Origin of the sequence: Bdellovibrio svalbardensis, assembly GCF_029531655.1 — a bacterium.
In the GTDB taxonomy this organism is placed as follows: domain Bacteria; phylum Bdellovibrionota; class Bdellovibrionia; order Bdellovibrionales; family Bdellovibrionaceae; genus Bdellovibrio; species Bdellovibrio svalbardensis.
Map to the genome: position 1 here is coordinate 1,101,689 of NZ_JANRMI010000001.1, position 12,522 is coordinate 1,114,210.

The 12,522-nt window shown below is 47.1% G+C and carries 11 protein-coding genes; 5 read left to right on the forward strand and 6 right to left on the reverse strand.

The genetic code is table 11. The features are described 5' to 3' along the window. Positions 1 to 105 precede the first annotated feature (105 nt). The 4 genes from NWE73_RS05265 to NWE73_RS05280 all read left to right on the forward strand — a co-directional run bounded on the left by NWE73_RS05265 (position 106) and on the right by NWE73_RS05280 (position 5,306). Positions 106 to 375, forward strand: a complete 270-nt coding sequence (locus NWE73_RS05265) for a hypothetical protein (protein WP_277577231.1) — start codon at positions 106 to 108, stop codon at positions 373 to 375. 89 nt (positions 376 to 464) lie between these two features. Further along, positions 465 to 1,715 (forward strand): TolC family protein, encoded by a 1,251-nt coding sequence (locus tag NWE73_RS05270; protein ID WP_277577232.1) that lies wholly within the window; start codon positions 465 to 467, stop codon positions 1,713 to 1,715. Next, entirely contained in the window at positions 1,712 to 2,164 is a 453-nt protein-coding gene (locus NWE73_RS05275) for a hypothetical protein (RefSeq protein ID WP_277577233.1), read from the forward strand. The genes NWE73_RS05270 and NWE73_RS05275 overlap by 4 nt, the downstream gene beginning before the upstream one ends. A 1-nt stretch (position 2,165) precedes the next feature. Continuing rightward, positions 2,166 to 5,306: an efflux RND transporter permease subunit gene (locus NWE73_RS05280; protein ID WP_277577234.1), complete on the forward strand. Its 3,141-nt coding sequence runs from the start codon at positions 2,166 to 2,168 to the stop codon at positions 5,304 to 5,306. 76 nt (positions 5,307 to 5,382) lie between these two features. Here NWE73_RS05280 and NWE73_RS05285 read toward each other — a convergent pair whose 3' ends face one another. From NWE73_RS05285 to NWE73_RS05295, 3 genes are all read right to left on the reverse strand, one after another. After that, complete coding sequence (locus tag NWE73_RS05285; RefSeq protein WP_277577235.1) at positions 5,383 to 6,033, reverse strand: hypothetical protein; 651 nt, start codon at positions 6,031 to 6,033, stop codon at positions 5,383 to 5,385. Between the two features lie 160 nt (positions 6,034 to 6,193). Further along, the gene (chrA, locus tag NWE73_RS05290) at positions 6,194 to 7,372 is read right to left on the reverse strand and encodes a chromate efflux transporter (RefSeq protein WP_277577236.1); all 1,179 of its coding nucleotides are present in this window, start codon (positions 7,370 to 7,372) and stop codon (positions 6,194 to 6,196) included. A 38-nt stretch (positions 7,373 to 7,410) separates the two neighbouring features. Continuing rightward, entirely contained in the window at positions 7,411 to 8,265 is an 855-nt protein-coding gene (locus NWE73_RS05295; protein WP_277577237.1) for a LysR family transcriptional regulator, read from the reverse strand. A gap of 86 nt (positions 8,266 to 8,351) precedes the next feature. On the opposite strand from NWE73_RS05295, the gene NWE73_RS05300 reads away from it, so the two are divergent. Further along, on the forward strand, positions 8,352 to 8,696 hold the full coding sequence (locus tag NWE73_RS05300; protein ID WP_277577238.1) for a hypothetical protein: 345 nt from the start codon (positions 8,352 to 8,354) through the stop codon (positions 8,694 to 8,696). Here NWE73_RS05300 and ubiG read toward each other — a convergent pair. The 3 genes from ubiG to NWE73_RS05315 all read right to left on the reverse strand — a co-directional run bounded on the left by ubiG (position 8,693) and on the right by NWE73_RS05315 (position 12,476). Beyond that, a complete protein-coding gene (ubiG, locus tag NWE73_RS05305) occupies positions 8,693 to 9,454 on the reverse strand; it encodes a bifunctional 2-polyprenyl-6-hydroxyphenol methylase/3-demethylubiquinol 3-O-methyltransferase UbiG (RefSeq protein WP_277577239.1) in 762 nt (253 codons plus the stop codon). The two genes, NWE73_RS05300 and ubiG, sit on opposite strands and share 4 nt — an antisense overlap. A gap of 72 nt (positions 9,455 to 9,526) precedes the next feature. Next, a complete protein-coding gene (locus NWE73_RS05310) occupies positions 9,527 to 10,432 on the reverse strand; it encodes a LamG domain-containing protein (protein WP_277577240.1) in 906 nt (301 codons plus the stop codon). Positions 10,433 to 10,439: 7 nt separating this feature from the next. Beyond that, entirely contained in the window at positions 10,440 to 12,476 is a 2,037-nt protein-coding gene (locus NWE73_RS05315; RefSeq protein ID WP_277577241.1) for a hypothetical protein, read from the reverse strand. Between the last annotated feature and the right edge of the window lie 46 nt (positions 12,477 to 12,522).

Genomic DNA, 12,522 nt, shown 5'->3' on the forward strand with positions numbered 1-12,522 from the left:
GGCCTGCTGAATTACGGCTATACTTTGGCAGTGAAAAGAAATGTGAAGTCATTGATATTGTGGGCCGTTACAGTCTCGCTAGTCTCGGTACTGGTGGGGGGCTTCTTGTCTTTTCATCTCGAATTCAATTCCAATCTCTCCCAAAGTGCAATCCAGCAAACTGAGTTTCATGCGAAGGATCTACACTCTCACGACAGTGATTTCGATCCTTGCAGTCAGGGCTATTGCCACTTGGGGCATTGCGCGGTTGTTCTCATTCCTCGCGTTGCGGGATTGGTTGATCAATCCTTGTATACACTTTCCTATCGTTCACAAGAGTTCCCTATAATAGGTCGATTTCTGGAAGGTCCCTTCCAGCCTCCGCGACTTGGCTAGTTCCAAGTCTTCATAAATGCAAAATCTAATATTTATGCTCTGACCGTCGTTTGGATGTGGTCGGAGTGAATTTTAAAAAAGGTGTACCTATGTCTTTAAAGGCAAAAGTGATACCTATGATTTTAATGGCGTCTTCTGCTTGGGCAGAAGGGGCGGAATCATGTGGTGTCTTGTCGAATCTTAAACAAGTGATTTCCTGTGCAGAGAGTCGCTCTCCTGAAGTGATCAAAGCACAGTTGGAAGTGAAACAAAAGCAGGCTTCCGTTGAGGCCGCCGGTCAGTTGTTAAATCCTGAACTTTCTGCGGATGCGCTGTCTGGAACTGTTCAGTCTGAAACTCGATCCGAAACAAATCTTTCCTTACTTTTCCCGGTTGAATTAGGGGGGAAGAGGCGCGCCAGAAAAGATGTGGCCTCCGGAGCGGCTTCCCGTGCTGAGCTGGAACTTTTTAATGCCACAGCGGAAGTAAGAAAAAATGTATTATTAAAAGTTCTTCGACTTCGGCAAATTGACAGCGAATTGGATCTGGTCAACGAGTCCGCCGAGGCCTTTGGCAAGTTGGTCAAACAGTATGAAGGGCGTCCTGCGCTCAGCCCGGAGCAAGAGGTGACGCTGACGGTATTCCGTATTGCTAAAGATGACTATAGTTTTAAGCGCATGGAATATGATGAGGAGCTTTCTCAGCTGGCATCCTTCTTCAGGATTTCGACGGGTCAGGATCTCGGAGCGATACGAAAAGTTATGCCGGCACGTATGCCTAATCTGATGATTAACTTGACGAAAACACCTGCCGAAAATAGCGATCTCAGGAATTCGCCTCTGTTGCTAACTTATGATGCTGACATAAAGGTCGCCCGTGCGGAATTAGATCGGGCACAGGGTGATGCCTGGCCGACTTTAAATGTGGGGCCGGCCGCGAAATTCTCCAAGGAAGCAGGGCAAGACATTCAGCAATGGGGTTTGAGCTTAAGTATGCCATTGCCTGTATTGAGTCTTAATCAAGGAGAGAAAGCCGCAGCAAATGCCACGGTTCGTTCTTCGCAAACTCGCCGCGAACTTGCGGAGCAAGAGCTGAGAGAACGTCGCGCATTTTTGGTCGAGATTTACAAAAAGTCAGCGAAGGCTTTGCAGGAAACCTCTAATGCACATGTCTTGGAAAACAAGCACAAAAAAGTTGAGAGTATGTTTGTCAAAGGATTGGTTCCCAGCTCTTTGGTGATTGAGGTCCATCGTTCTTTGGTGGAGTTCGAGAAAACCCGAAATCTGAGAGAACTCAAAGCGGTTGAAGCTATTTTTGATATTCAAATAATCGATGGCGCGAATGTGGAGTTGGGCTTATGAAGGCAAAATTAATTTTGGCAATTGGAATGTGTATAACAGCGGGGACGTCCTTGGCAGACACTGAGCATGCGGAGAGCCATGAGGAAGTAAACTCCAGCGTAGGACCTGACAAAGGAATTACAGAAGCAGATGAACACGATGGAGTTAAACTGTCTTCAGAGGCGATCAAAAACTTTGAATTAAAAACCCAGATTCTTTCCGGAGCGGCTCCGTGGGAGATTCCTAGCAGCGCCATTTTGACTGCTGGAGAAGAAGTCAATATTTACAGATTGAGAAATGGTTTCTACAAGCGGATTGATTTTAATTTGATTTCGAAAAGTGGATCTTCGCTGAAGGTAAATTCCAAAGATCTAGTAAAGGGTGACGCTGTTGTGATGACTGGTGTTGGCTTTTTAAGAACGGCAGAAATAACTGCATTCGGTGGCGCTCCAGAAGGGCACAGTCATTAGTATGATTAACAAAATAATACATTTTTCAGTCTATAATCGAGCCCTGGTTCTGCTTTTTACCGTGATGGTCGCAATTGCAGGCGTTTATTCATTCCAGCATTTGCCCATTGATGCAGTTCCAGATATTACCAACAACCAAGTTCAAATCAATACGACGATCGAGGGTCTGGCGCCGGAAGAGATCGAGAGATCCATAACCTATCCGATCGAATCCTCCATGCGAGGCATCGCTGGGGTTTTGCAAGTAAGATCAATCACTCGCTTTGGTTTGTCACAGGTGACAGTGGTCTTTAAAGATGCCGTAGATGTTTATCGCGCAAGGCAGATGGTCACAGAACGTCTGCAAGGAGTTTTAGCCGAACTGCCCAAAGGGGCCGAGGCCAAATTAGGACCGATCTCTACAGGACTGGGTGAGATCTTCCAGTACACGTTGGATTATGAAAAGCCTGCTACGGACTCTCAAGAACGTTTAAAGCAATTGATGGAAGTCAAAGCGTTGCAGGATTGGTTCATCAAACCGCGTTTGTTAACCGTGGAGGGAGTGGCTGAGATTAACACCACAGGGGGCTATGAGAAGCAATATCATGTTCAACCTGACATTAAAAAAATGGCGTCTTATGGGATTCATTTCGAAGAAATTGTCACAGCGCTGGAAAAAGTAAATCGCAATGTTGGTGGTGGATATATTGCACAAACCGCAGAGCAGTTTCTTGTTCAAGGTGTGGGGCTTTTCAAGACAGCAAAGGACATTGAGAAAGTTCCAGTTAAGCAGTTGGATTCATTCCGTGTCATTCGAGTCGGTGATATAGCCAAGGTCAGATTGGGCAAGGAGCTTCGAACCGGAGCCGCAACATACAACGGACAAGAGACCGTGTTGGGCACCGTGATGATGTTGTTAGGGGAGAACAGTCGAACTGTTGCAACCCGAGTTAAAGACAAAGTCGATGAGGTTAGAAAGACACTTCCTGCCGGGATGGAGATGACGACGGTCTACAACCGTTCGGACCTGGTTGATTCAACCTTGGGAACTGTCGAACACAATTTGATTTTGGGTGCGACTCTGGTCATCGTGATTTTGTTTCTGCTCATTGGCAATATTCGCGCGGCCGTCATTACTGCGATCACTATTCCGCTGTCTCTTTTGGCAACCTTTCTGGTGATGAAGCCACTGGGGTTGTCGGGAAATCTTATGAGTCTTGGTGCTTTGGATTTTGGGATCATTGTCGATGGCACCGTGATCTTAATCGACAATTGTGTGCGCTATGTGCATGAAAGAAGCAAGGCCCTGGGAAGAAAGTTGAGCCCGGAAGAAGTGCAAGCGGCGGTTTATGAAGCCGCTGTCGAAGTTCGTGTTGCGGCGGGATTTGGTGAGTTGATTGTTGTCGTGGTTTTCCTTCCAATCTTTGCCTTGACTGGCGTTGAAGGGAAAATGTTTACACCGATGGCTGCGACCTTTGCCATTGCCGTGGCTTCGGCTTTGATTTTGTCGTTTACGACAGCTCCGGCTTTGGCATCTCTCATTTTAAAGGGCAACGCTGAAGATAAAGAACCTCAAGTCATGCAGTGGATACGCAAGGTCTACACTCCGTTGTTCAATCTGACCTTTAGGCACCGTTTGGCGACTCTGGTGATGGCCGGCTCTGCCGTTATCGTCGGGGCCGTTCTATTTGCGAGCCGAGGAGCTGAGTTTTTGCCACAACTGAGTGAAGGATCGTTTGCGTTTCATATGATTCGCCCTGTGAATCTGAGCCTGGATCAATCGATCGCTTTCCAGTTGAAGGCCGATCAAATTGTGAAAGACTTCCCTGAGGTGGATAAGGTTTTCTCTCGCATAGGAACAAGCGAGGTCGCAACGGATCCGATGGGTGTGAATATATCTGACACCTACATCATGCTGAAAGAGCGGTCGGACTGGCCGAAGTCGAATGAAGGTCAAAGACACAGCTATGAAACCTTGGTGAATGCTTTGGTAGCTCGTCTTGAAAAGGAACTTCCTGGACAAAACTATTTGGCCTCTCAGCCTATTCAAATGCGCTTCAATGAGCTTTTGGAAGGAACCAGAGCGGACGTTTCGGTGAAAATCTTTGGGCCGGATTTGCAAGTGAATATGGATCTGGCCAAGAAAGTTCAAGAAATCGTGGCGAAGGTACCTGGCGCGGGAGACGTCGAAGTCGATCTTGCTGGCACGAGCCCAGTTTTGCGAGTTAAGCCCAAGGAAGAGGCGATTAGAAAGTATGGCGCGAATGAGTCGGATGTGATGAGCACTATCTCAATCGCCTTGGGAGGTCAGGAAAGTGGCTTTCTTTATGAGAATGAAAGAAAGTTTCCAATAGTGGTCCGCCTGAGTGATGAAGAACGTTCTGACTTAAGCACAATCAGAAATCTTCCAGTCGGATTGGGAACTAATACGACCACGCCGCTTGCGAACTTGGCGACCTCTGAATTTTCAGAAACTTTTAGCTCGATCAATCGAGAGGATTCAAACAGAAGATCGGCCGTGTTAATCAATTTACGTGGCCGGGACACTGAAAGCTTTGTGAATGAAGCGCAGAAAGTGGTTGAGCAAGAAATCAAATTGCCACAAGGGTACTACATGCAATGGGGTGGGAACTTCAAAAATCTTCAGGAGGCGAGAAGCCGATTGATGGTGTTAACGCCTATTGCGTTGGTGCTTGTGCTCTTGATGATTTACGCTGCCTTTAGAAGTATTGGTCAAACTATGCTGATCTTCGCTTGCATCCCTTTCGCCCTGGTGGGCGGTGTTCTGGGACTGATCGCGAATGGTTTGCCGTTTAGTATCTCTGCCGGTGTGGGCTTTATTGCCTTGTCTGGAATTGCCGTACTGAACGGCGTGGTCTTGGTGAATTACTTCAATCAATTGAAGACGCAAGGATTGACTGGAAAAGAGTTGGTGCTGAAGGGGACGCTGGTGCGCTTGCGACCTGTGCTCATGACAGCCTTGGTGGCGATCTTTGGCTTCTTGCCAATGATGCTATCCACGGGAATCGGAGCTGAAGTGCAAAGGCCTCTGGCTTCGGTGGTTATCGGAGGGATTGTTTCTTCGACGATTCTTACGCTGATTGTTCTGCCGACCTTGTACTCAATTTTTGAGAATAAATTCAAAGGCCGAGTGGCTCATTAGTTCTTTGATTTTTAAGAGAAGGGCCTGTGAATGGCCTGTGCGGCCTTTCTCTTTTTATTCACAAACTGTGAAATTTTTAAATACAGCTTTTTCCCCAGGTATTTGCAGTTTTGTCGCCCACACCAATATGCAAAGAGGCGCTTCCGTAGTGGCCGATGGCTCTGATTCTTTTTGCCGCGCGCATTTTGCAAAGTTCTTTGAAGGCGCGATCTGCATCTCCGTTGGTGCAGAATCTTACGTCTATCGCAGTCCCAAAGGGATGGCGTCCTGCGGCCCCATGGACATTCTTATTATAGGGTTCTGGTCTCCACCAGTTATAGATCTGGCAGACTTTCAAACCTTTGGCCTGAAGATCCTGAATGACTCGAACTCCTTCGATGGGATATTTCCAGGTGGCTTCATCAGGATGGATGAGTTGATGAATTTGATTGGAGCCGTAAGTGCACTTGAAGGCATTATAACTATTTTCATTGGGACGAACCAGTTGCGCACACCAAGCGGAGTTGTTGGTTTCTTTCGCACACAAACTTAGAAAATCATTTTTTTTATCGTTGCCGAGATCAACTTGATAGCGTTGATTGCTGTTGGCTTTCAAGCAGCCCAGAGCCTGAAAGTCCTGTTCTGTGATTTCTGATGAATCTTGAGAGTCGTGTTCGTGGGGAGCTTGTGCGTAGGAACTTGAAGTCGCAAAAGCTATCAGCGCAGTCATCAAAATTAATCTAATCACTCAGTATCCCTTCATTCGCGCTCTCTACACTTTGCTTTGTTTGAGTAGATGAACGCTTTGCAATTGAAGGGATAGATTATGTGGAGGGACATATGTGAAGCTACAGTCTAGCTGTAGCTTCTAGTGCTTTGACTAGGAAAAAAATCAGAATCAACTGGGCCTAATATCCAGGAATAACCAATCCTGCAAGAACCCCCAGCAGAACGACCAGCCATGAAGGGGCTTTTGCCAAGGTCAGCAAAAGGAAGGCAGATAGGGCTAAAAGAAAGTCCTTGAGGTTTAGTATTCCACTACTCCACACGGGATGAATGAAAGCAGAAAGAAGAAGGCCTACGACAGCAGCATTGATACCCAACATGGCAAGGCGCATTTTTTCAATTTTGCGAAGTTGTTCCCAGAAGGGGAGAGTGCCCAAGATTAGCAGAAATGCCGGCAGGAATGCCGCAAGCAAACAAATCAAAGCTCCCAGCCAGCCATTCGGTGGAACATTCGAAATCGCTCCAAGATAGGCAGAGAATGAGAAGAGCGGGCCGGGAATTGCCTGAGCCGCTCCGTATCCCGCCATAAAGGCGCTGTCTGAAACCCAACCTGTTGGCACCACTTCAGACTGTAGCAGCGGAAGGACAACATGGCCCCCACCGAAAACTAAAGATCCGGCTCGATAAAAGCTCTCAAATAACTTAAGACCTTGAGCTTGGCTGAACTTCGCAGCCATTGGCAACAACACCAAGAGTGAAAAAAACAAAGTCAAAAGAGTGGCGCCCACTTTCTTGGAAAGGACTGCTGGCATGGGAGTGTGAGGAAGTGCTGTCGATTTTTTAAAGAAAAATGCAGCAAGAATTCCGGCGACGGCCAGAGTGATCAGTTGTATCCAAGCTGATGGAAACGCACTGGTGGCTGCGCAGGCAAGCAAGGCGATACCCAGGCGTTCTTTGTCAGGACAAAGTTTTGTGCCCATGGCCCAAATCGCTTGGGCAACCACGGCGACAGCGATCACCTTTAGGGAATGAAGCCATCCGGAATCAAGACTCCCCGAAAAATGAGAAATACCAAAAGCAAAGAGCACCAGCAAAATGGCAGAGGGCAGGGTGAAACCAATCCACGCGACGATGGCTCCGAGCAAGCCAGCTCTGTTCAAGCCAATCGCCATGCCGACTTGGCTGCTTGCGGGACCGGGAAGGAATTGGCAAATAGCTACCAGCTCGGCATAGGCTTCTTCGTGAATCCATTTGCGGCGATTTACAAACTCATTGTGAAAATATCCCAGATGAGCAATCGGTCCTCCAAAAGAGGTCAGGCCTAAGCGCAAAAAGATAAGAAAGATTTCTAATAGCTTCATGAATTCTGTTTCCTATTTAAGATCTGATCCAGATGACATCACAGCAGAAGATCAACAAAAGCTTTTGCTTGTCTTGTGAGTTGATGATCGCCTTGATGAATCAATAGAACGCGATATTTTTGTTTGGACGCCAATTCTTTAAATTCATCCAGAGGACGAAGGTTGTCCCAGTTCTTCAAAAGAAGATCAGGCAGAAATCCTACACCCATTCCCAAAGTGCAGAACTTCGCGATCACTTCCCAGCTTTCGACCTGCATTGCGATTGTGGCTGGTTTTCCGAATTTCTTTTTAAAGATCTTTTGCAGTTCATCAACACCGGGGCTTTCTTTGGTGGCCAGGAAGGAGGCGCTCTCGCCCGAAACCTTTTGATTTTTTCCCGCAGCGCAGACGAATACTCCTTCGTGGAGAATGGACTTATGAACGCCTTGAACTCTTCCATCATCTACGATAATGCCCAGATCAACTTGGCCCGAACGCACCTGTTCTAAGATGGCAGGCACGTCGCCGAAGTTGATTTCGGCTGAAAGCAGAGGATGTTTGTGGCGAAGCTTCTGGAGGGACTTTGGCAGAAGGCTTTGTGCCAATGTATCCGCCGTGGCGATTTTGACAGTCCCGGAAAGTTCCTTCAGAGAGCCGTCTATATCGCTGCGTATACTGGTCAGAGTTTTAAAAATTTCTTCAGCTCGGCCGACCAGGAGCTTGCCCTCATCGGTGAGTTTAAAACGATTTTTGGTATGAATCATCAGCTCGCAGCCCAGAGTTTCCTCTAACTTGCGAATTCCCTGGCTGATCGCAGGCTGACTGACGTTGCAGGCCTTTGCCGCCGCCGCCAAACTGCCCAGCTTTGCGGCGGAGCTAAAGTATTTTAGGTGATGGATATTGGGTTCATTCATAATAATATAATCTTATAGTTAAATTAAAATTAATCCAATTTTATAATTGTCAAAAATGATATAGTTTGCGCGGCAAGGAGATCTCTATGAAATCGTTGAAGTCAGCTCTTTTGCTTGGATGTGTTTTCACCGTACCTAAAATGGCTCTCGCTGCGGGTCTTCCTCAGTGCACTATCGATATCAAGGACCAACAGGGACACAGACAGATGGTTGTTGATTTGCAGGTGCAAACCTATCCTCAGTCAGATCTTGCGTCCTATGTCTTTAGAGACGAGGTTGAGGGAGCTCAGGTTTCAATCTCAACCTGTGATGGAAACTATATTGCTTCAGTTCGATTCAAAAATGGTTTTTCGTCTTCGACCTATAGTCAAGATGGAGTGAATCTGGAAGCGGGCTCTGAAACAAAGTCCCTGTCTATTGTTTGTCCTTAATTCCTGCTTGGTGAAGTTTCTTTGATGGCCTGGCCGCAATAGGACAGAAGCTTCATTGGCGTCTGTCTGAAGACGAGATTCTCTGGGACAACACCGGAATAGAGGAGCTTAAAGAAGGCACGGTTCAGAATCGGGCGTATACCGATAAAGCCGGTGACTTTCATTCCCGCTTGTTGGCAATAGCTTTCGATTTCTTTGGGTTTGATAAATAAGGAAATAACATGAAGGTCATGCGGAGTGCTTTTCACAAACCACTCCATGCCTTTGATGGCAATCATCCATGATAGGAAATTTCTGCCGAAAGTATGAAAGAGCATTTGCCCACCGGGCTTCAGTACGCGCGCGATTTCGGCAATAACCAGCTGAGGCTCGGAAACATGTTCTAAAAAATCAAAAACGATCACGGCATCAAAAGAATTTTCTGCGAAAGGCAAGTGATAGGCATCGCCTTGAATGTAACGAACGGAATGAGTGAGATCCATTTTCTTTGCAATATCCAGCGAAGGCTGAGAGAAATCCAAACCGGTGAGTTGAAAATTCTTTTGCGCCAAAAAATTGGCGACAAAACCAGCGCCGCAACCGACATCCAAAACTGTTCTCGAATTTTTCTCTAAAAGAAGAGGCAAGGCCCAATTTAATTTTTCCCGGGACTCGGCTCTGAGTACAGCGATGGGGTGATCGTGGGCGGCATACCACTTTTCATTAAGATGGTCATAAATTGCATTATTGATGATTTGGCGATCCCTTAATGCATCCATGATTCTTTTATATAACGATTGAGGTCTTTTGGGCGCGCAAAAGAGGCTTCACTGTTAAATAACTGCGAAGTCTTAATTGCACTTTTGGTGACGATAAAGTTTCTCGATCTCTGTCGAATTCAGAACTCTATTCCAGACAGCGAACTCGTCCATGGTTCCAGAAAATGCGCCAGCGGCAGGATTTGTTGTCGTACTTGCTGGACTGCCAAGCAGAATGAAGGGGCTGGTTGCATCGGACGCAAAACCGCTAGTGCCATTCTGAACATAACTGCCATTTCCGCTGGACGTGTCGAATCGGGGATCCGCGACGTCGTAAACCAGTTCTTTGCCATCCATGTAGAGTTTTGCGCCAGTACCTGTTGAAGTTCCATTCCAAGTGACTACAATTTGGTGCCAGCTATTTGAAAAATAAGCACTGGCCAGTGGGGAAGAAAAATTCTGCAGATTAGAACCGTTGTGTACTTTCGCAAATTTCAGTTTTCGATCGCTGTCTATCAATAAAAAGTACCCGTTAGAGCTGTTGTTGTCGCTTTTATAGAATAGCTTTATCGCGCTCCCAGCAGTCACTTTAATCCACATCATCCAGGTTGCAGCAGAAAGATTGGCGAGCGCTGCAGGTGTTCCCGCGCTGATATAATCAGCGGAGGTTCCGTTAGCGGTGATGCCTTGATTTATAATACCAGAAGCGGTGTATGAGAGGGAGTTGGAACTAATAGTCGCTGTCGCCGTAGGACCGCCTGTAAAGCCAGAGCTCAGAGTGGCTCCATTGGTGATTACTCCAGCAGCACCGTCCATTTTCCAGTGGGCGACAAGATTGGTGTTATAGCCAGGTGTTTGCGGATTATAAAGACTTCGGCACTCTTGAGCATCAGCTGTCAGGAGTCCCCGAAAAAATAAGTTTTGCGCTTGTGCAGAGGATGCTCCCACAAATAAAAACGCAATCAGATTTTTTAAGACTCTTTGACTAAGTATATTCACAGTCCCTCTACTGAAATCCTGTCGACCAAGTGATGTAACAATCATAGTTGGTGCCGTTATAGACAGAAAGAATGGCATAGATAGATGGAGTTCCTGTCGTGGTTGCTGTGTTCGGAGGAGAGTATTTGCTGGTGTTGCATCCTGTGAATGTGTAGGTGCGTGAAGTGGTATCTTGGATCACCAATGTGTAGGTTCCGCCGTGAGACAGATTATTTAATGTAATTGCGGGCCCACCTGCGGCAGTCAAAACTTGTGTATTGCCTGCCGCCAAGTTTACAGTGGCCCCCGTGATGGGCGAAGGTGGTGTACTGACAATGGTACCAGCGACGGTCAAGGACGATCCGGGTGAACTTGTTCCGATCCCAACATTGCCAGTGGAAGTCACTCGAATTCGTTCGATGTTTCCCGTGGCCAAGACCAGTGGTTTGGTGTTCATACTTGAGAAGAATACTGTATCCGGTAAAATTCCCACACTAGGATTCGCATAGCCAATAGCTGCTTGATTGGTTCCGGCAGAGTCTGTGAATACACTTCCGGAATAACCATTTACTGACGTATTTTGAATCGCAAAATTGAAGGTCCATGCTGCGGAGTTACTTATAGAAGCGCTGCCTGTATAAAGAGTTCCCGCAGAGACAGTTGTTGCCGTTGATGCTATTGATGCGATGGTTCCATTGACCTCGAGAGCGGAGCTTGGCGTCGTTGTGCCGATTCCAATATTGCCTCCGCTTTGGATTGTCATGCGAGTCAGATTATTTGTTTTGAGATTCAAATCGTAGTTGTCGTTATTGCCGATATTTGAAGTGGCACCAAAGGTGTTTCCCCCATTGATAAAACCCGAATATAACGAACTCAAAGAATAACAACCATAATTTCCCGAGGCATCAAAGCTTAAAATTTGATTTAAGCTGCATGAGATTGCCTGTTGGGCTGTCCCTGTCCCATTGCTGGCAATCAAGCGATTGGCAGCGAATGAAGTTGTGCCAGTCCCACCATTGGCAAGAGGTAAAGTGCCTGTCACCTCAGAGGTTAGATTGATATTACCGCCGTTGGCTGCCGCCGTAATTCTGCCTTGAGCATCGACCGTAATATTAGTGCGAGTGTAAGATGCAGGAGTCACGGCGGTGTTCGCAAGATTCAGCGTAACGGTACCGGAAGTGCCGCCGCCACTCAGGCCTGTTCCAGCCGTGATTCCAGTTATTGTTCCCACGTTTGAGGAGTCTGCCCCAGGAGCCCACTTTGTACCGTCATACTTTAATACCTGGCCTGTTGAGGGCGCGGTGCCGTCTACTGCGACGGATTGAATTTTCAGTGCATTCCCGAAGCGATTGTCGTCGCCAGCGGCGACGGTGCCGCTGACTGTGCCCACTGAGATACCTAATGTTGGAGATGAGGCGGCACCAGATTTAGTCAGGGGAGCCGTGACGTTCACATCACTCAGCATGCCTGCGCCACCAGCATCAGTTGCGCAGGAAAATCCGGCGAAGACATCATAAGTAAGATACTGGCCGGCTGTACAACTTGTTAGATCAGTTTTTGCAACAAAATCAGTGGGAAGTTTATCTCCCAGTTTAGCTGCGGAATCGGCAAAAGAGGCGTAGGGAACAGAGCGGAGTTCTGAATTAGGAGTTATGTCTTTCCAGCCGGTGCCATCATGAAATTGAACGGCGAGTACTCGACCATCGCCCTCGGAAGGAGTGTAGGTGGAGCCACCTTCGCAGTTCTGAAGAACAGAGTTATTAAAGGCATCGCGAAGCTTAAATGTCGCAGAAGCAGGATATAGCTTTGTGCCACCAGATCCAATGGGCACATCGAAGACGCCTTTGGATCCTTGCATGTTGATATTGTCTCGCTGTTCCCGGTAGAGCACACAGTTGCCTGATGTGTTCATGATCGAAAATGAAAAGCTGACATTGTTATATTCAAGCGGAGTTCCATCGTCGCGAACAATCCGACCTTGATAAGTGAAGACGCTCGGCGAAGCCAAGGATGTGGCTCCAGAGAGGAGCATGAAAAGAGACATCAGGTACGTACAGGTTTTCATACTGTTCTTATCGGATACTTAACAGCATCCGAGAGTTACAAATATG